The 24,025-nt window shown below is 60.9% G+C and carries 1 protein-coding gene; it reads left to right on the top strand.

The genetic code is table 11. The features are described 5' to 3' along the window. Positions 1–113 precede the first annotated feature (113 nt). Complete coding sequence (locus tag OEZ49_RS07320; protein ID WP_263387732.1) at positions 114–23,813, top strand: calcium-binding protein; 23,700 nt, start codon at positions 114–116, stop codon at positions 23,811–23,813. Positions 23,814–24,025: the final 212 nt, after the last annotated feature.

Below are 24,025 nucleotides of genomic sequence, written 5' to 3'. Positions count from 1 at the left end.
CCCTTTCATTGTTTGATATTTCGAAACAATCATCAGATCTTCCGCTTTTTGAAGTCGAAGGCGGCGATGGCGACGACACTTTGCGGGTCGTAGGGGGCGAACTGGAATTCGGAATGCGCACATACGCCGACTGGCGTATTGACGATGTCACCGAAGAGGGTGCCTCTGGTGTGGTGTCCGTCACGCTGCGCAATGCAAATTTCGTTGAGGAGGCTTCTTTCGAGATCGAATTTAGTGGCATTGAGGTGCTATCCGGCACCCAGGGCGACGACACGTTCTATCTCGCGACCAGCGAGATGCGCAAAGGCATCACTATCGATGGCGGGGACGGCGACTTCGACAGCCTCGTTCTGGATGGCAGCTATTCCAGCGTGTCTTATCAGGCCGCGACGGCCAACGATGGTCAGATCCTGCTGGACGGCACCGCGCTGGTCTATCAGGGGCTGGAACCGATCACACAGAATTCCGCCTCGGACGATCTGGTGATCCACCTGACGGATTCTGACGATGATGCAGTGCTGACCTCCTTAAATGCGGGCTCTATGTACATCGGCACAACCGGCGGTCTCATCCCGACATTCGAGAATATCACCTTCGTCAACCCGACCAATTCGCTGACCATCAACCTGAAATCCGGGTCCGATACACTGACAGTCGAGAGTCTTTCGGCCAACTGGGACGCGTCGTTGTACATCTACGGCGAAGACGAGGGGGCAGAGACCTTTCTGGGCGACGGCGGCGAAGATGACGTGACTTTTTCGGGCAGTATTGACCTTGGTAGCAGCGGGTCGATGCAGGTCATTGCCGAGACGATCACGGTGAACGACAACGTCTCGATCACCGGTGACACCTCCGAAGATGGCTTTATCGAATTCCGCAGCCGCCGTCTGGGCACGGCCGAGCTGGAAAACCTGTCGCCGATCTTTCCGGGTATCCCCAAATACGCTTCCGTCGATATCGGAGAGAACGCCAGCATCGAGGCGGGCGGCGTCTACCTGATCGCCCAGGCCGAAGAACGCGGCTATGCCGAACAGCTGGAGATCTCGACAGAGTTGGACACTAATCTGGTCGGCCCGCTGCTGGATCAGGTCACTTCGGTTTTGGGCCTGCCGTTTCAGGTTCTCGTCAAAAAGACCGATGCCAAGGTAACAGTCGCTGACGGCGCCAATATAGTCGGCCATTCCGCGGTGGGCATCTATGCCAACTCGGTCACCAACGCCTCCGGCTCGGCGGGCTTCGCGATTGCCAGTCTCGGCTGGGCGGATTCAACGGCCAATGCCGAGGTCGATATCGGCGACGCCAACATCTATTCCGACGGCTTCGTCGTCGTCACCTCCGACGCCTCTTCGACCGCCAACATGTCGGTCGAGACGAATACAAGCCTTGGCACCGTTCCGACGTCTTCCAGCAGCCAGGTCTCGCTGTCGCTGGCGGTGGCGCGGTCCACCCTGTCGTCGACGCTGACGGTTGCTGACGGTGCGACGATCGAGGCGGGTCTGACGGCCAATCTGTTGGCGGGCGGTTCGGTGGATTCGCAGGCCTCGGCCTCCTCAGGCCTGTTCGCTTCCGGCGCGGCCGGGGCGGCGCTGTCAATCGAGCTGTCGGATGCCGATGTTCACACCAACATCCATGGCACGGTCATCAGCCGTAACGAACCGGGCGCGGTGGTCAAGCTGGAGTTCGATCCGCTCGCAGCACCGGGCGAGCGCGGCTATGTCGATCTGGAAAATGACAAGATCTTTGTCGGTCCGAACGCGCTGGCGACCGAGGATACGGTCGTCTACACCTCCAGCCGCGGGCAGAACATCGGCGGCCTGATCGACGGTGCGACCTATTACGTGCTCAAGGATTCGTCCGATCCCAACTATATCCAGCTGGCCAAGTTCGAGGACAGCGTGTTCCGGGGCGATGCGATCGACCTGGTCGAGTTCAACGGCACGGCGAGCAGCCCGCTATATCCGGCGACCAACAACAAGTCGTTCACCGGCGCCGACGTCAATTCCGAGAAAGGTGAGATCAATCTGCCGAACGGCGCCTTTACCGGAACCGGAACCGATTTCACCACCGTCGACCAGACCTATCCGCTGGGGCAGGCGGTGATCTACGAGGCGGCAGCGGGCTCTGAAATCGAGGGGCTGGTCAGCGGCAATACCTACTATGTCATCACCGGCACCAACCAGTTCAACCTGGACGGTGGCGCCCGCTCTTTTGTCGGCGCCGACGGCCAGACCATCCAGCTTGCCGAGACCGAGAATGAGGCTTATGCGGGCGTCGCGATCGAACTTGGAAACGTGACCGGCGACGACTTCACGCTTCGGGCCGCGCATATCCTGGATGCGGGTTTCGCCACCGGCGTCGGTATCGGCGCCAAACTGGAGGTGGAGACTACGACAGAGGCCGGCGCGGGCCTCAGTTCAGCGGATTCAGACGGCTCGAATTCTCCCGACGGCTACAATCTCAACGACTCGGCACTGGGCAATATCTTTTCTGGCCTGATGGGGCGCATCTCGTCCGAGTCTTCGACCAACACGGCCATGAACAGCGCCGGCGCCAGCCCCAATAGCCTGAGCGCAGCGGTGGCTTTGGCCTTTGCCTACAACGATCACGATGTGTCTGCTGACGTGCATTCGACGGCAACGATCACGTCGGGCGAAGACCTGGAAGTCAAGGCCGAGATAGAGCACCTGAACAAAGCGTTCGCGCAGTCCAGTACTGAGCCGCAGGAGGAGAACGAGACCGGAGAGCAGAGCGCTCCGAACACGATCAGCGCGGCGGTCATTCTGACGATTACCGACAATGATGCGCAGGCGACGATTCACGGCGGCGCCGAAATGAACGCCAAGCGTGCGACCCGCGTGATTGCCGGTGTGACCTATCCTTTTGCTCAGACGCTTGATCAGTTCCTGCCGACCACGGCGGGCGAGGTTGTCGACCTGTTCAAGACCGAGGGCTACGGCGCCATCACACAATATGTCGATGACACTTTCGGACTTTCGAGTTTTCTCAACACTTGGTCGTCCTCGACCTCTAAGGGCGATAACGTTTCGGTTGCCGGTTCGATTAACTTCCAGGTTCAGGACACGACGGCGCTCGCGACCGTGAAGGACGGCGCGCTGATCAACCAGGACCAAACCTTCAACGCGGATGAGACCGATCCCTATTTTGGGCAGGAAGTCGTCTCGGTCGAGGCAACATCCTACATGCAGCAGATTGACATGGCCGGGATCTTCGGCTGGTCGCTCGGTTCGCTCGGGCTGAACGATCTGTATGTATCCAGCGGAGGCGCGTCGTTCGACGGCGGGACACCGTTCGACACGAACTCGCCTAGCGTCGCTGGCAATAGTGGTGGCAAGGGTGGCATCGGTGCCACGCTTTACGTCAAGTTGGTCGACAATACGACGCAGGCAGTCGTCGAGGACAACGCACGGATTTTCACGGGCCGCTCGGGCGGCTTCAACATGAAGGCTGAAGAGGCGCTCTTCAACTTGGGTTTTGCCCAATCTGGCGCAGCCTCGGATTCGGGATTTGCGGTTGGCGGCACAATCTCAGTCATCAAGCAGGACAGCGACACGCTGGTCCAGTTGGGCAACCGCGCCTATGTGACGGGCGAGGACGCGCGTTTGTACGCTGGTTCTCTGGACACCCATATAGGCATCACCGGCGGCCTTTTCTTGGGGGAATCCGTCGGTGTGGGGGTGTCGGTCGCGGTCAACGACGTAACCCGAAACACCCGCGCTGTGATCGGCCCCGAGGCTCCGAACGCAGAAGCATCCTATACGGCGCGTAACGCCAGTTACCTAGACCTGGACGGCCAGTTGTCGGTTCGGGCGATCAACGACGGTGCGATTTGGGGCTTCTCGATTGCGGGCGCCATCCAGTCCAATGAACAACACCCCGACAAGTCCGACGATCCGCTAGACGGCGAGTCTCTTGGCATATTGTTCGGCGACAAGCCGGTGGAAAACCCAGTCACTACCGGGGTGGGGGTCTCTGGCTCTGTCGCGTTGAACTTCGTTGACGATACCACCCGCGCCGCGATCACCGATGCTGGAACGGTGAATGCCGGCTCTCTGGAAGTCACATCTAACAACGAAACGCAGGTGGTTTCGGTTTCTGGTTCCTTCGCTATTGCGGTCTCACGCGGTCAGACCGGAAATTCCGGCACCCAGACCGGCGTCGGCGTCGCAGGCGCTGTCAGTGTCAACACTTTGGACGGCAATACTGAGGCGCTGGTGCTTGGCACTGATTTTTCGATCGCCGAGGATCCGGACCCCAGCGATAGCAGCGTCGAGGCGACCGGTGACGGTGGAATGATCGTCGACGCCTACCGCGTCGGCGACATTTTCTCGCTTGCCGGCAGCCTAGGCGGCGCTGTCACCACCTCGCAAAGCAACAGTACGATCTCGGCTGGCGTCGCTATTTCGGTCGGCGTTAACCTGTTGTCAGGCAAAGTGCGGTCGTACATGTCGGATTCCGACGCCACGGTCTACAAGGGCTCCACCCAGGTTCTGGCCACAGCCGCACCCGACATCCTGTCGATTTCCGGCGCGCTGGCGTTTTCGTATTCTGGTGGGGTCAGCGGCAGCAGCACTTCCGCCGCGGTCGGAATCGCGATTAGCGTCAACGAAATCGGCACTGAAGATGATCCGTTCGAGGTTATCGCCCGCGTACACGACTCTGATATCGAGGTAATGGACGGAGACATCACCGTTAAGGCCGACGATCTCTCCGAGATTGAGAACTACACCTACGGCGTCGCGCTGGCGATCTCGAACAGCTCTGGCGGTAGTTCCTATGCTTTCAGCGGCGTCGGGTCGGTATCTGTCAACAACCTGCATACGGTCGTTTATGCCGAGGTGACCGAGGACAATGACGAAACCAAACTGAAGGCGACCAAAGGCGCCGTGTCCATCATTGCCAAAGAACATGCCGAGATCGACGCCGATGCCGGCGGCTTTGGCCTGGCTTTGGCTCTTGCAGGGAGTAGCGGCGGTGGATTTGCGGGTGGGCTGGGCCTCTCGCTTGCGATCAACAACCTCAGCTCGGACACTATGGCAGTAGTGGAAGGAGCGGAGATTACCGCGGGTACCGTGTCCAACGACGGTGACGACGACGTCGTCATCCAGGCCGACCTGACGCCCAAGATCACCGCGCTGACAATCGCCGGGGCGGGTACCGCCTCGCAGGGGGATGCCGCGCTTGCCCTGGCCGGAACCGGGTCGGGCAACCGGCTGCGCATCCGTGCGCTGGCAGATGTGGACGGCGCCACGATCACTGGCGGTGATAAGGGCATCCGCATCGAGGGCGGTTTGGGAGATGACTCGAAGATCAAGGCCGACGCGGGCGGCGTCGGGATTGCACTGGGTCTCAGTTCAACCGCATCGGTATCGCTCGGCATTGCCGTGGCGGTCAACGATATTGAAGGGCTAGAGAACGTCGCCACCCCCGCAATCGGTGCGACGATCAACGATTCCACAATTGTGACGGATGAAGGTGACCTGTCGATTGGCGCGATTTCCGGCGCCGATATCGATACATTCGTGCTGGGCGTATCGGTGTCCGCCAATATTGGCCTCACCGACAGTACCGCCATCGGTTTCTCTGGCGCGGGCAGCATTGCGATCAGCCGGATCGGTTACGACACCGAGGCATCCTTGACGAATTCCTCCTTCACCAGCAACGTTGGCGGCAACGCGACAGTTCTGGCGCAGGATGGCTCGACCATCGACACTTTCGCATTGGCCGGGTCCTTTACCCTGGCCGTGGCCAGTGGCGGAACAGCGGTTGCGGCAAGCATCGCCGCTTCGGTTTCGGTCAATGAGATAGAGAATGGCATCCTGGCCCGGGTGTCGGGGTCGGACATCCTGACCAGCGGCGACGTGACAGTCAGCGCCAGCACGGTACCGACCTCATCGCAGAACGCGCAGGACCAGCTCGCCGGCATTGCCGAGTTTGACTATGACGCGACCGAGGATGCAACGATCAACGCCATCGCCATCGGCGTGGCGGGTGCGGTCGCCATCAGCCCTGGCGACGCCTCGATCTCGGCGAGCCTTGCAGGCGGTTTTGCCTTCAATGACATCGACAACACGATCACCGCCGAGATCACCGCAGACAGCACCGTTGCAGGGGTGAACGACGGCGACAAGGTCGGCAAGGTCGATGTTCTGGCCTATGACCAGGCCAACATCTTTGCCAGCGCCGACGGCGGCGCGATCAGCCTGTCCTTCGGCGATCCGGCGATCTCGATCGCGCTGGCCGCCTTCGTGTCGGTCAACGATATCGACAATCTGGTGACCGCGCGGATCTCGGATTCCACGGTTCAGGCGACCGAGACGATCAGCGTGCACGCCAGGACCACCTCGTCCATCGAGTCGATTTCGGTCGGCGCTGCGGCCTCGATTTCAATTGGGCAACAAACCGCCATCGCGATCAGCGGCGCGGGCGGTTATGTCGCCAATACAATCGGCAACACGATCACGGCCGAGATCGTCGATTCCACCGACAACTCTGGCACGCCGCGCGTCTCCGGCGGCGCAGTCGACGTCTATGCAGAAGACACCTCCAGCATGGATGGCATTGGGGTCGCTGCTTCGATAGCGTTCAGCGTCGCACTGAATCTGAAGGACGGTGTGTCCGTGTCCGTGTCGGGCGCCGGGGCGGGGGTCTACAACACGCTCAGTTCGACGCTGGATGCGAACATCACCAATTCAACCGTTTCGGCGACCGGCATCGACGAAGATACCGCAAGCATCGACAATCTTTCCGGGGATGTCCGGATTCAGGCAGACTCCAACGTCACTTTCGACGACACCACCGTCGCCGTGTCCATTTCTGGCGCTATCTCGTTGATCTCGATCACTTTGAACGCCGCCGTAGTGATTGTGCAGAACCACGCGCTGGGTTCTGTCACCGCATCGATCGATGGAAGCACTATCAGCGCCACCGGTGATGTGACGGTGGATGCATCGGATTCCACCTCGCTCGACAGCGAAGCCGTGGGCGTCACCGTTTCGATCAGCATGGCGGGTCTTGCCGGGGCCGGTGTTGCAATCGAGAACAAGATTGATCGCGATGTCACGGCCGAGATTGTCGCAGCCAGCACTGTCACCGCTGCTGACAACGTCACAGTCGATGCCTATGCTTCGCAGAACGTGCTGAAGTCCACGGGCACCGCGGCATCCATTGCTGTGGTCCCGCTGTCGATTTCCGGCGCAGGTGTATCCGCCGAGGCGTTGGTGAACAGCAATGTGACCGCTGTTATCGACGGATCCACTGTCACCGCGACCGACGGCGATGTTGTGGTCGACGCACAGATCCATTCGCTGGCCTATGCCACTGCCCAGGGCGGCGCGTTCGGTGCCGTGTCGATCTCCGTCATGCTCGCCAGTGCCGAAGTCACCGGCCTTGTGCGGGGTGCGATCACGGGTACGTCCACCGTCACTGGCCGCAACGTTCGGGTCAACTCGGCAAGTACCGCCACTGCGGACGGCGAGCTGATTTCGGTGGGTGTCGGCCTGCTCACAGGCGCCGGTATCGGTGCGGCTCCGGATGCGGAAGAGGGCGCCAGTGGCAACGTGATGGTCAGCCGCAGCGTCGAAGCACTGATCGGTATACCAGAGGCCAGTGCGCGCCAGACGGTCACCGCGACCGGCACCGAGGAAGGCTCTGGTGAAGTCGAGGTCGAGGCCGACGCCACGCATTATGCCAACGTCGATGCGACGGCCGTCACCGTCGGCGGCGGCGCGATCAGTGCCTCGCTATCAGGGGTCGACATTTCCGGTGACATCCTGGCCGTCGTGGACGAAGGCGCGATTGTCAACGCCCGTGCTCTGATTGTGGATGCCGACAGCTATCTGGACGCCTATGTCGAGATCACGGGTGCCGCTGTAGGCTTGCTGGCTGGCGCCGGTTCGAACGCCGTGGCATCGATCTCCGGCACCACGCGCGCTACCGTCGGGTCCGACCGCGACCGGGCGTCGTCGACTGTCCCCACCGCTCTGACAATCGGGGCCGGCGGTACCACTGTGCGGGCCGAGTCCGAGGCCATCGCCGAGTCCCTGTCAGACGGCGGTTCGGGCGGCGGCTTGTCGATCACAGCGCTGCTGGCCAGCACGACCATAGACACCGACGTCATCGCCAACGTCGGTCAAAGCACCCAGATCAACGGCGGCGACTTGACCGTCACTGCCGACGCTTTCCGCGATGCCGACAGCGAAGTACTTGCTGCGGGCGTCGCCGCGATTACCGGCAGCGGCGGTTCCGCCGACAGCGCCATTATGGGTGAGACCTCCGCCAGCTTCGGCCCCGGGGATGGCACGCCTCTTGGAATCAACGCGGCCGCCACCACGATGATGAATGGCGGCGACGTCACGATTACGGCGACCGAGGACAGCGACAGTTATGCCTACACCCATGGTGGATCGGGTGGGGCGATTGCCATCGCCGCGCTTATTCCCACCGCCTACGTCACCACGACATTGGAAGCCTATGTCGGCGCGGGTACGGACATCGGGGCCGACAACCTCACGGTCACTGCCGATGCTGAGCAAAGAAAGGCCTCCGTTGATCTTCTTGTCGTGGCCGTCAGTATCGCCGGTGGCGCGGGCAGCACGGGGACTGCCTATGTCGGATCTGCGGACAACTCGACATACGCAACCTCCAAGGCCTGGGTCGGCGACGGGGCGGTGATCGATCTGACCGGCGACCTTACGGTAAAAAGCATCACCTCGTATGACTACGCCTCTGTCGATGGCGATGTGGGATCAGGCGGCGGGCTGGCCATTTCGGTCCTATTGTCGGATTCCGACCTGAGCGCCAGCTCGTTCGCCTGGCTTGGCGACAACGTCGATGTGACCGGTCGCAATGTCACGGTCGAGGCTACCAGCCAGGCTGGCACTTTCTCTGACGTGATGGTCGGTACCGGTGCCTTGTTGGCCGGGGGGGGCGCGCAAACCAGCGCCTACACATACACTCAGACTGCCGCATATACAGGCGATGGCGCCTCGCTGGATCTGACTGGCGATGTGAATGTCACCGCGTCGAACATAGTTGGCGAAGCCAAGGGCAAGGCCAGCGCCTATGGTGGTGGTGCGATCCTTGTCGGGGCCTCCGTGTCAGATGCCTACGCGAGGAACGACGTCGAGGCTTTCCTGGGCGACAACGGCGTGATCATCGCCGACGACGTTACCGTCGGCGCGGTGGCCGATGATGGGGATTCCAACCCGCCGTCCGATGTGCTGACGATGCGTGGTGGAGACGACACCATCAACTTCGAACGCCATGGGTTGCAAGAGGGCGATTCCATCGTGCTGACTGGTGCGGGATCAGCCAACGGCACTTATACGGTGATGGAGGTCGCCGGAAACTCTCCCGATCCCACCGACAACTTCCGCTTCGGCGCGGCCTTGACCGTCGACGCCTCGGAAAGCTTCCTGGCTACTGCGGCCGACTTGCCAGTGGTCGGCGTCACGGCAGCGATTTCCGCGATCGACACAGGATCCGATCAGATCACCTTTACCTCACCGCATGGGCTTGCGACCGGGGATACCGTTTCCAGCGATGCGGCCACTGGCGGCACGGCCTATGTACGCGCGATCAACGACTTTGTGATCGAGCTATACGGGACTGAGGCACAAGCCCTCGACACCTCGTCGCAGAACGGCCTTCTTGATGTCGACGCGCCGGTGGGCGTCGATGCCGCCGCTGACCGCATCTACCTTGGTGCTTCGTCTGATCTCTACACCGGGCAACTTGTCGGTTACGATCCGGGCAGCGCAGACGCCGTGGCGCCCGTCGGGCAGTTGTATTATGTCCGCGTGGTTGATGCGAACCTGAACGCAATCGAGCTTTACACAGACCAATCCGACGCTGAAAACGGCACTGGCACGCCAGTTGACCTTACCGCTTCGACCGGAACTCACCTGATTTACCAGGCGGCGCCCGAGGGTGCGGCGCAGGTGGATGCGCTCAGCGACACCATTCGTTTTGCCTACGCGCATAATTTCGTTGACGACATGGAGATCGTCTATAAACCCAGCGGCGCGCCGATCAGCGGGTTGATTGCCGACGCGACCTACCAGGTGCGCGTGGTGGATGAGTTTACCATCCGTCTGGCCACCTCGGATTTCAACGCCAGCACCGACCGGCTGACGTTCTCGGGTAGTAACATCACATCCGGCGTCATCGATCCGGCCACTATGCCCTTTGCGGCAAATGATCTGGTGACCTACTCGAACATCGGGTCGACCAAGAGCTTCGAGGCTTCGTTTGTCGACCTTCAGGGCAGCGGCGAGACGCCCGACACGAATAGCAGCAACGAACTTGTCACCGAAGACAACAACACGATCTACATGGGTACCGATGCCGACCGCAACGGTGTGTACGAGGGGCACGGTTTTGCTAACGGCGATTTGGTCGTGTACGAGGTCGAGGATGGCGGAACGCCCGTCGGCGGGCTGATCTCTGGCCGTGGATACTATGTCATAGTGGTTGACGCCTATCGTGTTCAGTTGGCGGAAACATTCTATGAATCCGTAGGTTACACAGATCCCAGCGACTCTTCGAACAACATCGCGATCACTCCGATCGCGCTGACCCGCTCGGCCAGCAACGACGCGGTGCAGTCGCTGACCAAGGCTACTGACCTGCCGATCATCGGGCTGGATGAAGGGACGACCTACACTGTGGCCAGCAATGGCGGCGCATTGGCCGACGGTTTTGTCCTGAGCGACGCGTCGGGCAATATGATGTCCTTTGCGGGTACGGTGAACGTCACTCTGGCTGACGGCACTGTGGTTGTTCAGACCCTGTCCAACGCCAACCGGCTGGAACGGGTCGAGGTGAACCTGGGCGCGCCCGTCGAAGGTCGGCACGAATTCCGCGTCAATCTGGATGCGCTTCCGAGTGATCCGACGGATGCCACTGGCATGGGCCTGGAAACGACCGAGGGACGCGACATCCGCGAGGCCGTTTTCGTCTCGTTCGACGGTCAGACCAAGGCCGAGGCGCGCGGTGGTGGCGGTGGCTTCGGCGCGTTCACGTTCCCTACTGCCGATTCCGGCGCGGATGTGATGGCGCAGGCCTACATCAATGCTGACCTCGTCCGTGCAGGCGGCGATGTGACCCTCTACTCGCTGACTGACACCAACCTCGACCTTGTGGTCAGCAACATCGCGGGCGGTCTCCTAAGCGTTCAGAATTCGGATGGCGATCAGATCGCCAGCAGCTATTCGACCACCGCAGTAGGCAAATTGGCCAGCATTACAGGGATCACAACGGGTGGGACGTCAGCCACGATCCTGAGCAGCGACAGCGCCGTCACAGAACTGACCGAAGTGCAGGCGCAGGATGTCACGATCGAGGCGGCAGGCAATTTCCGCCAGTACTCACAGCTTGATTTTAACCATACGGCCGAAGTAATCGCAGATGGTGGCGGGCTGATCGCCGGCGCTGGTGCCTATGTTGAGAATGATCTGACTGCCCGTTCCAATTCGGTCATTGGTGATGGAGCCACGATCGATGCCGAAACCGTTGATGTCAGTGCCAACATGGGCATCCTCGCCAGCCCGACTTCCAGTTCGCTGTCTGGCGATCTGACTATGGACAGTTTTGCCCGGGCCGAGGCCGGGGGCCTGTTCGGCGGCACACGTGCCGAGTCTGACAGTAACTTCGACTATGATTCCGCGGTCTTGATCGAAGGTAGCCTTGTCGCAGGCAAGGACCAATTGACCGATGGAACCCTGATTCAGGGGCGTCGTGGTGTCGATTTTGAAGTCAATCGGGCGAGCTATAGCTACGAGAGCGACTATCGGGCGGTGTTCTGGGGGATTGGCGCCGGGACCGGGGACACTTATGGTTCTGCAAGCACGCGTACCGTTATCGATGGCGATGCCGGTGCGACCATTTTTGCTGCGCCGCGTCTGATCGGCGGTGAGAATGTCCATGTCAAAAACGTCCCGCCAAGCGCGTTGAACACCTATTCGGGTTACAATGACCTAGCTGTCTACGTGAGCGTCACCGGCAACTTGATCGAATGGGATTCCGATATCGAAATCAGCGCGGGTCCGTCACCGGAACTGGTGGTTGACGCCAGCGGTGAGGTGGTCCGTGCCTATAACGTCAGACTGATGAACGACAGCGGCGAATTCGTATTGCCCGAGGTCGGTTCGGATGCGTTCAACGACTTCAACGGTAGCGACCAGATCGTCGTTGATGACATCATTGCCGCGAACCTTGGGTCGGTTGTCTTCAATGCGCCGTTTGGCATCATCAGGCAGGAAAACGGAAATTTCGATGGCAAACACTGGGCCGAACTGCGCGTGTTGCGCGGGTTTGGCGAAGTGCGGCTGACCAACCTGTCTGATTACGATCTGGTGGTGAACCGGATCGACATGATCGCTGAGGCCGGTCAAGCCCGCGTGCTGCTGGTCGATCCGGATCTTGAAGAGAGCGCCATGCAGTTCTCGATCAAGGAAAGCTATGGCGACGCCCTGATCGACATCCGCAATCTTGGGGCAGGGAACATCGTTCTCGCCGGGAGCAACGTCAACGGCGCCTCGCTTGAGAACCCGTTGGGCGAGACCCGCATCCTGAACAGGGGTGGCGACATCCTGACCGAGGGTGCTGTCATCCGTACCAATACAATGGGCGATGCCGGTCTGGCGCGCAGCTTCCGCGATACAGAGTTCATGTCCCACGCGGTGGACAAACTGGAAGTCACCGCGCAGACCGGGGCCTCGGGCGCTGTGGAACTGGTGCGGACCGACGGCGGGAACTGGGCCGACATGGGGATCGCGGAACGTGGCCTGATCCGCGTCGGCGACGAGGTGCACCAGGTGGCCGAGGTGAACGGCGATACACTGACACTGACCCGTGCCTCCTCTGTTGCCGCCGGGACCGCGACCCGCATCGTGTCGCTGTTCCACGGGATAGAAGCGACATCGGGCGACATCGGGAGCCAAAACTCAGCATTCATGGTGGATCTGACCCGCGTCGTTAGTGAAAACGAAGCTCTTTATGCTACTTCGGGCGACAGCATCTGGATGGACCTGGGTCTGCGCATCCGCACGGGCGACACCACCCAGACCTCGGCCACCGTGGCGATTGGCGTCGTGGCGGCTGCGACTGAGGCAACGCTTGCTCTGCGGTCTGCCGTTCGCGAGGACGTGGATGGCCAGAGCCAGGGCGTCCTTGTCTCAGGCGATTCCGGCGACAACGGCACATACTACCAGTTCTTCTATGACGACCCGACCCCGGTGAGCCGCGATCTTGGTCCCGGTGCTGGCTATTCTGCCAGCGCGACCGAGTTGGCTGTCACCACGTGGGACTTTGACCTGATCGAGGCGGGCAGCCGGATCACGGCCAACGGCACCGATCCCGATGGCTCGACTGTGCGCGCGCCAGGCGACAACACTGTCCGGATCGTCGCGAACACCAACATCCGGCAGGGCGATGCCGATGGAAATGGTGTGCACTACATCGACGCCGCCACCAATGGTGATATCGTTCTGACCGAGATTGACGCCGTCCTGAGCGGCGACCTCGACGATCTGCGCGTCGGAAGGATCGACTCGTCCACTGGTGACGTGACGCTAGAGGCACCGCGCCACATCCTCGATTCCGATCCCACCGACGGCACCCCTGATCCTTGGGATGTCGGCGGCGTCAACATAACCATGACCGCCCGTACCGGCGGCATCGGCACCGACGCGGAGTTCCTGGAAATCGATCTGGTCGACAGCGTTCTGAACGTGTCGCAGACCGGTGTCCTGACCGCGGATGCCCAGCGCACCATCCGGGTCACCGAAACCGCCGGCGATATGCGCGTGAACACGGTGGATTCCGAACTAGGCGATGTCACGCTGACGACCCGAGCTGGGTCCATCCTTGACTCGAATTCCGGTGCCGATGAAGACAACAACGTCACCGGTCGCAACGTCGATCTGTTGGCCGACGGCGGCTCCATCGGTCTGTCCTCGGACGATTTCGATATCGATTCCGGCATTCTGGGCGACTGGTCCGGTGTGGTGACGGCCGATGGCGACAGTGGCGTCTACCTGACCGAGACGGCGAACGAGTTGAACATGCTTTACGCTCTGTCCACAGGCGGCGCCGTTCGGTTGACTATCCCCGATACGCCTGCCACGCCGACCCTACCGGCTTCGCCTTACGGTCATGCACAAGTGCCGCGCATCCTGCCGCGCGACGTTTCATCCCCGGCAGAGGATCTGTATCTGCTGGAAAACGGCACTCGCCTGGTCGTGCAGAACGCGGTGCAAAGCTTTGATAGCGCCCGAGTGGATGCCTTCAACACTGTGGACCTCTGGGTCGGCGACAACCTCTCGATGGAGGCCAACAGCCTGGTGATCGCTGGTCAGACGGTAACGATGCAGCTCGACACCACCCGCACCGGCGCGTCCCGGTCGGGCACCGATGCCGACAACGGTTATGGAAGCAACGCCGAGCTGACCGGAACCATCCAGACCCGCGGTAATCAGAACAGCGACCAGTTCCTGCTGCAATCCGGCAGCGACGTGGACATCATCACGGTGAATTCGCTGAAGCTGACTACTCAAGGCTACATTCGCACGGCCGGCGACGAGGATGAGATCACCGTCAACACGCTGATGACGATGGACACCTATCGCAACAACGGCTATCGCGACACGCTTGACCTTGACGGGGCCGAAGGCACCGACGTCTATGTCATCAACACCACCGGCACCTACGGCGAAGAGCGCGACTATGTGATCAACGTGCTCGACACCGGCGCGCCGGACGATGGCGCTGACACGCTGGCGATCACCGGTTCGGACGGCGCCGACGTGTTCCTGCTGCGCGAGATCACGGCAATCGAGAACCGAACCACTGACCGGCCGGGCTTCGTTACGCTGCTGCATGCCGATCCGAATGGCACGGACACATCGCTGGACAACGCCATCGACCAAGCGCAGACCTCCACAGATCGCCCGATCAGCGTGCAACGGGTCAACTACGACCGCGCCGTGAACGGTCGGCTGACCGTCTATGGCCTTGGTGGCGACGACATGTTTGCCGTTGATGGCAACAGCACAATCACCACGTTGGATGCCGGGACAGGGGCCGACCGTTTCCAGATCGGCCAGTTCCACGGTGTCCTGGACGCCGACAATCCCGAAGGCGCGGCCTTCCACCTGAATGCGGCCCCTGGCGATGAGCCGGCAGTAATAATCCGCACCACGCGTGGCTACATTTCCGCGGGACCGTCCCAGCCATTGGTTGCCAAAGGGGGCGATGGCGGCGACACCTTCACCGTCTATTCGAACAAGGCAGAGATTCGACTGGAAGGCGACGCGGGCAACGATATCTTCGTGGTACGCGCCTTTGCGTTGGCCGATGAGAACTTTGACCCGATCCTCGACCAGTACTCTGTCGAGGGCCGCAACATCATCAACACTGGCACCGGCGAAGACCAAGTAACCTACAACCTCAATGCGCCGGTCTCTATTGATGGCGGCACCGGTTATGACAAGGTTATCGTCCTCGGTACTGAGTTTGGAGACGCATTCGTGATCCGCGAAGATGGCGTCTTTGGCGGCGGCTTGAACGTCAGCTTTGAGAATATTGAAGTGCTCGAAGTCGATGGTCTGGAAGGTGACGACGACTTCTTCGTCCTGTCCACCCCCATCGGCGTGGCGGTGCGGATCATCGGCAACCTCGGCAGCGATGTGATCAACATCGCCGGCGACGTGACCGAGCAGATCAGCAGTGCGGGGCTGGAGGGACAGAGTTCCGTCATCAACCACGATGTTCTCAGTGGGGGCCGCTACCAGGGCCTGTCCATCGAAGGCGTCGAGATGACCGTGGCGGGAGACGGTAGTGGTCCGGTCAGAATCCGCGAGGTCGATGAAAACGGCGTCGAAGACGGGTATACCGTCGTTCGCGAAGACGATTTCGGCGACCGCTATGAAATCTCACTGAACGAGGCAATTGCGGTAGGCACCCGGGTTTATATCACTGTTTCAGCAGCCCGCTCGTCGGACGACGAGGATGCATGGAACCCGACCGAGGCGCCGCGCATCCTGCTGGATCGCGATGGCGATGGCATTCCGGACGGCGGTGACTCGGTCCTGATCGGCACCACCGAAGGCGATTTCTTCGACACGGTTTCGGTCAACGGTACCGATGAAGAGGTTCCCACGCGCGACGTCGTTCTGGTTTTCGACTCGACCAACTGGTCCGATGCGCAGACCGTTTGGGTTGCCGCCTCGGACGACAGTCTGGAAGAGGGCGAACGAAAGATTGTCATCAGCCATAGCGTTCAGGCGATCAACCAGAACGGCGCCGATCAAGACGCCGTTGATCTGTACGACGGCCTTGCCGTGCGCAATGTCGAGGTTACGATTCTGGACAACGATCAGGCCGATGTGATCCTGATGCACGAGGGTACGGATACCCGCGTTCTCGAAGGCCCCGAAGGGTTCACCGACCGGGTCGGGATCTCGCTCAGCCGTGCACCGGACCTGGGCGAGACGGTAACAATCTCGCTGGCCGAATTGTTTGCACCGGGTACGGATGCGCAGCTGGCGTTCGACACGCCCACGATCACGTTCGACAGCTCGGATTGGGATAGCGTCAAATACGTCACGCTGACCGCCATTGACGATAGCACGCCCGAAGACCCACGTGGTCTTCAGATCCAGGCGACGGTCACCTCGACCGGCGGCGCGTTCGAGAATGCCGCCAGCCAGGTACTGGGTGTCAACGTTCTGGACAACGACACCCCCGGTGTGGTCATCACCGAAAGCGCGGGCGAAACTTTGGTGACGCCGCTTGCCAACGACGATTACACCATGCGGCTGACCTCTGCGCCCAATGCGGGCGAGGTCGTGACAATTCCACTGTTGACCGATGGTCAGGCATCCATCGTCAGCGCCATCGACACATCCGACAACAGCAACCGCCTGATCCAGAACATCGATGTGGGCACTTTCGAGGTCGCCCAGTTCTTCGACGGCCCCGTCACCTTCTCCGGCGACACGATCACTCGCACCGATCTGGGCTCTTTCGTGGATGCCAACATCTATGTCGGCACTCGCATCGCGATTTCCGGCAGCACAGCGAACGACACCGGCACCGAAGAATATTACGAGGTCATTGCTGTCACCGACACCACGATCACGCTTGCCGGCGCCAGTTTTGCCAGCGGGTCCGACGCGACCGTCTCGCTGGGCGAAGTGTCCATCGACATGCTTTTCAACGGGCAGGTGATTTTTGGCGACGATACCATCACCGAAAACGGCGTCACCGTCGATGGTGACACCATCACGCGCACCGACGGCGGCAGCTGGTACGCAGACGGGTTCCTGCCGGGCCACGAGATTCGAATTGGAAGCGGGTCGAATACGGGGTTGTACCAGATCGCGCTATTGGAAATCGACGTTTTGGGGCGCGAGTTCCTGCGCCTTACACCGTCCGCCTCTCTGACCGCCGGCACCGGTGATGTCCGCGTCGTCCGCGTGGCCGACGCTATCCAGTTCGACGACAGCAACTGGGCGACCGAGGTCCGGATCACCGTTGAGGCCAACGAAGACTACACCCTGCCGGTCTACTTGCAGAACAAGATGTCGTTCTCGTCTGTGCACCGGTTGACCAACATCCAGGGTCCGGTGTCGGTCGAGGGCGGTGTGACGGGCGCCGACCGCACCCTGATCCCTGCGATCATTCTGCCGGGCGAGTCGCCGGGCGAGGCTGTCGATATCGGCCCGCAGCCCGATGAGTACGCACAGATTGACGTCCTGAACATCTTCGACGACGCTTCGCAAGAGGACAAATCCGGCGTCTTGACCTCTACCGGTCTTACCGGCTTCGGGATGGCCACGGAGCTTAGCTTTGAGGAAACCGATTTCGGTGAACCCGCCACGGTGCCGGGCGGTATCTCATGGGGCACCCAGGTTGTCGACGCGAGTGGCAACTTCTCCACCGATCCGCTGCTGTCCAGCATCGAAATCTTAAACATTATGATGGGCAAGGGCGACGACGCTCTGCGTATTGACGGCACCTTGCAATCCACAACCGCAGGGCAGAGCGGCGAGACCGCGATCTTTGGCGGTTTGACCATGATCCACGGCGGCGGCAACCGAACCGAGGACGGCGGCGACCTGATCCTGGTCGACGGCGGCGGCGGGCCTGAATCGCTTCTGGTGATCTATGGCGACACATCGCAAGATGGCCTTTTCTATTCCGGCTCCGGCGACGACAGTGACGGGTACAACTTCGGCGAACGGCCTTTCCCGCCGTTCACTACCGAGGCGCTGGCTGACATCCGGTCCAGCTTCATCATGCCGTTGGCCGATCCGTTCCTGACCGCAGGCAAGGACCAAATCCTGGTCTTTGCCGAATTGGCCGGAGAGATGACTTTCGACTCCACCGCCCTGACCATTTCGGCCACGTCGAGTTGGTTGGATGCGGGCTTCCGCAAGGGGCGAGCGATCGAGGTCGAACTGGCCAATGGCGCGACCGCCAGCTATCGCATCGCCGATGTTTCGACCGACGGCCTGACCCTGACGCTCGAAAACGGTTCGATCCTGCCGGACGGACCGCGCCAGGCCCGGGTTACTGCGGGCAGCGATGCTGGCAAGGTGACCGCCTATGGCGGCGCCAACGACGATCTGATCATGGGCAGCCGCCAGGGCGACCATCTGGCTGGCGGTGGTGGGGACGATGTGATCTTCGGCCAGCGTGGCCTCGACCAGATCTGGGGTGACAGCGGCTTCAACGTCGACATCTTTGGCGATTTAACGGTCTACAACGACGATACGCTGACAATCGCTGAAAAGCGCGATCTGGCCGGGCCGGTTCTGACCATTCCAGTCGCAGGCGCGCTGGTCTCCGAGGCGGGTGATTCCATGATCGTAGGGGACGATTCCGTCTTTGCCGGCATGGGCGACGATATCGTCTTTGGCGACCACGGCCGCATCGACGTGACCGAACCGCCGTTGCGGATCCGGACCACAGCCTACGACTACATCGTCCAGATTGCGAGTGCCGAGATCGACAACGGCGGGGATGACTTGGTCTTTGGCGACACGGGACATGACATCCTGATTGGGGGCGCCAACCGGGTCGTGCAGGGCACGCCGAACGGCGACCGGATTGACGGCGGCTCCGAGCAGGACCTGATCTTCGGTGACAACGTCACACTGGTGCAGCGCGCGGTGGGTCAATACCAGGATCAGGATGCCCGTATCGTGCGCTTGACCGATCCCACGATCTACAACCGCGATGGCTCGGCCAACGTGGACACGGCAACATTGTTTATCGACCCGCGCCACGCGGGCTCGCCATGGACCGCCTTTGAGATTACCGAGTTGTATCACGACGTCACCTATGAGGCGCGCAATGATGGCCAGTTCGGCAATGACGACATCGCGGGCGGTGCCTCGCACGACAAGATCTTTGCGCAACTCGGGGACGATTCCGTCCAGGGAGACGGTGCGATCCTGGACGTCCCGGTTTCGGCGACGCGGGACGCGGACGGCACGCTTGTGCACGTGTCCTCATTTGAAGCGAACACCGACGGCGATGACTATGTCGAAGGCGGCGGCGGCAACGACCTGATCTTCGGAAGCCTGGGGCAGGACGACCTAATTGGCGGCAGCTCTTCGCTGTACACGCTTGTTATGCCCGAGCAGCGCCCGGACGGCTCTGATATTATCTTTGGCGGGGCAGGGACCCAGATCGCCATCGACATCCTTGGCACCGATGCTGACAGCACGCTGGGTGCACCCTCGGAGCATGGCCGTGATGCGGACGTGATTGTCAGCGACAACGGCAATATCTTCGACCTCGTCGACGTTGCCAACAACTGGCTGACTTACAACTATGACAGCACTCCGGACATCGGGAACGATATCATAGACCCGTCGCAGCCGCACCCGCGCGGTGACATCCGCCTGATCCCGCGTGCCGTGGTCCAATTGGACTACACGCCTGGTACGGACGTCGGCAGCCTCGGCGCCAGTGATCTTGTCTATGGCGAGGATGGAGATGACATCATCTACCTGATGACCGGCAACGATGTGGGTTACGGCAATGGTCACGATGACCAGATCATGGGCGGCACCGGCGACGACCGCATCTTTGGCGGAACCGGCGAAGACGGCTTGCTGGGCGACGACGGTGTGATCCGAGTCAGCCGCAATGGGTTGGACGAGCCGCTAAACGGCATCGTGGCAGAGTCGCAGCAGACGCTATCAATCCCCGGGCCGTGGATTGGCGCGGAGGTGGACCTGGAAGGTTATCTGAAAATCACAGTGGACGAGATCCTGCCTGAAGAAGGTGGAAACGACATCATTTACGGCGGTTTGGGCGATGATTTCATCCATGCCGGAGCTGGGGATGATGCGGCTTCCGGGGCAGAGGCGCTGCCGATCTTCCATAACGACACCCGGCCAATTGCCAATACGCCGATGTTGTACGATCCGGATACCGGCATCCTGACATCATTCTACGACCGGACGACGGGCAGCTACCAGATGTTCTATGATCCGAACGATCCACGTCCGATCATCGAGAATTACTTCCTGAACTTCCGGACATTCGATGACGACGGCAACTTGATCGAGGATGGAAAGGACGCGATTTTTGGCGGCTACGGCAACGATGTAGCGTTTGGCGGCACGGGCCACGACCGGATGTTCGGCGGGTGGGGAGACGACTATCTCCAGCTCGACGATAACCTAGGTACCAACGGCGGCCTGAACGACACCTCGGACAGTGCGCTGACGCCGCAAACCTCCGGTGGTGCGGCGGACTTTGCCTTTGGCGGAGGTGGCCGGGACGTGCTGATCGCCAACACCGGCACCGACCGGATGTTCGACTGGACCGGCGAATACAACAGTTTCATCGTTCCGTTCTCGCGTTTCGGTGCGCCCACAGTGAATCGGTTGCCGTCGCCGCACGTAGTTGAGTTCCTGTTGGATTTGGCCGAAGCCACGGGTGCGGCGACCAGCCGGGTCGAGGCCTATGACGTGATCGCCATGGTCACGCCGCAGGATCCCGAATGGGGCGACCAGCACGGCGCACCGCGCGATCCACAACCTGGAAATGGCCGTGGTGCCTATGACAGCGCCGGTGGGCCCGAGGACGATACCATTCGTGTGCCTTTGCAGACGGCTGCTGGTTCCACCCCGTCCGGCCCGGCCGAACCCGGTCGTGACCGACCCGGCTCCGACCCTGCGGCGATCCAGATCGAAAAGGCGATCAACGCCGCCGACCCTTGGTTCCCGAGCGATGCCGAGGACGCGGACACCTCAGCCGAAGCCGTCGAGCTGTCTATTGGGACCGATGTGGTTTGGACCTATCTCGTGTTTAATACGGGTGAAGAGTCACTTCGCCGCGTGTCGATTAGCGACACAGCATCGGATGGCAGTAGTTTCACCCCGATTTATGTCGAGGGCGATTACAACGATAACCAGCTTCTCGATTCGGGCGAGGTGTGGCTCTACACATCCGGAGGCGTTGGTGATCACACCGTCGTCGCTGGGGCCTATTCAAACGTTGCGACCGTTACGGCGCACGGATCGCGAGGCGCGACGGCCACCGACTCGGACGAAAACCATCACGTGGGCATCGTTGTTACCGATCCGCTGCCATCCGTCTCCGTCGAAAAGGCGATCAATGCGCTCGATCCGCTCAATCCCACCGCAGCCGAGGACGCCGACAACGGTTCCGGTCCGGTGCTGGAGTCGGGTTCTGCCGTATTGTGGACCTACCTGATTACCAATGACGGTGCCGTTTCGGTCTCGCTGGACAACATCGTGGATGACGCCGGCACGCCGAATGACACTTCGGATGACCACACACCGGTCTATGTCTCCGGCGACAACGGAAACGGCCTGCTTGATCCTGGCGAGACCTGGCTGGCGGCTCTGGGCGGCATCGCTGCAGATGGGGCCTACGTCAACGAGGTAACGGTGACGGTCAGCGATACCTACGGCCGAGTTGCGACAGCTTCGGACGTAAACTACCACACCGGAACCACTGTACCTGGCGGCTCGGCGGTGACACTTGTCAAGGCGGTCAACGCGGCCGATCCTTGGAATCCGACCATTGCCGAAGACGCCAATGCTCCGAGCGGTCCAGAACTGACGGCAGGGGATGCGGCCGTCTGGACTTACCTTGTCGGCAATGAGGGCGGCGGTGCGCTTGCCATTGCATCGCTGATTGACGACGCCGGCACGCCTATTGACACCAGCGATGACTTCGCACCGGTCTATGTCTCGGGCGATGCCAACAACAACGGACTGCTCGACACTGACGAGACCTGGCTCTACAGCGCCGTTGGCACCGTGGTGCTGGGTGATTACGTAAACGTCGCGACGGTCGCCGCGACCGATACAGCGGGTAGACCGGTTACTGACAGCGATCTGGCCCACTATCACGGCTCTCCGCCACCGGGCACGCCCGAAATCACGCTGGAAAAAGCGGTGAATGCAGTTGATCCGCTGAACCCGACCGAGGCAGAGGATGCTGACACGATCCCGGTCACGGTCCGTGCTGGGCAGAACGTGACCTGGACCTATCTTCTGTCTAATTCGGGCGATGTGGCCGTGTCGGTCGTGGCCCTCACCGACGACGCAGGTACGCCGGGCGATATGTCCGACGACTTCTCGGTGGTCTATGTGTCCGGCGACAATGGCAATGGCCTGCTCGACCCGGGCGAAACGTGGCTGTATTCTGCGACCGGCATCGCGCCGGAAGGGGATTACGAGAACGTCGCAACCGCATTTGTGGCGAGTGGCTCGAACCAACAGGTGTCGGCCACCGACAATGCGCGACTTACCGGCGTTGCGGACCGGGTGAAGCTGGTCAAGTCGGTCAATGCCGTCAATGTCTACGCACCCACCGATCTTGAGGATGCCAACGACGCTCCAGGCCCGCTGTTCGTTGAAGGAACACCACTAATTTGGACCTACCTTGTCACCAACGAAGGCGCGGGCGAGGTCGTTCTGGATAAGCTCACCGGCGTGATCGACGACGCCGGTACGCCCGACGATACCAGCGACGACTTTGCTGCGATCTACGTCGATGGCGACACCGACAACGACGGTATGCTGGATGTAGGCGAGACATGGCTGTTCACCTCCGAAGGTGCGTTCGAAGCCTCGGTCACGATTGGCAACTACGCCAACGCCGCCGCCGTCTTTGCCGGTGAGGACCGGTCGATCACGGACACGGATCTGGCGCATCACTATGGTATGGAACAAGGGAATGCCGCAGGTCTAACGCCTGGCTTCTGGAAGAACAACGCCACCCAACACGACGCATCCGCCTGGCCCGCAACCTCCAGCGGCACTCTAATCTACGATCCCGAACAGACGCTGGATACAGTTTTCGACATTCCTGCCAGCTACGCCAATCTGGCCGACGTGACCTTGGTCGATGCGCTTGGTCTGAAAGGGGGCGGCGAGAACGCTCTAATGCGCCACGCGGTTGCTGCCTTGTTGAACGCCACCAGCGCCCAGGTTGGTTATCCGGCCTCTGCGCCGCAGGTCATCGCCTGGACGAACGAGGCGCTCTTCAGCGGGTCCAAGACCACTCTGAACAGTCAAAAAGACGTGTTTGCCGGCTGGAACGAACTGGAAGCGGACCTGGATCAGCACGGTCGCAGTCAGAGCTATCTGGATATCGTCGCGCAGTCCGAGATCTACGTCCCATGGCTGTTGGATGATCCGTCGACGCCGGATGCCGCCGACTATCTGGTCTTTGACGATGAAACCAGTACGTTCGTTCGGCCTCCAAGTGGAGGGGCAGTGCACTTCGGGTTGTAAGAGCCGGTGTATATTCGTCCAACTGACCTGGGATCCGATCCCCCGCTTGATGCGGGGGGTCTTTTCGTCCCCATGGCCCCAAGTTTGCGACCTCGATTCCGTGTCCGACCCACGTTCTCAGGGGCGATGCGCGGGTCCGGCGTCGGGTTGCTGAGTATAGTAATAAATAGCTTGAAAACATTGACTTTGTGTAACAACAGCGGGATCGTTCC

The organism is Ruegeria marisflavi, assembly GCF_025673445.1.
Taxonomy (GTDB): Bacteria; Pseudomonadota; Alphaproteobacteria; order Rhodobacterales; family Rhodobacteraceae; genus Ruegeria_B; species Ruegeria_B marisflavi.
Note: the sequence above shows the minus strand (reverse complement) of the source record. Positions and strands in the feature narration are given on the sequence as shown.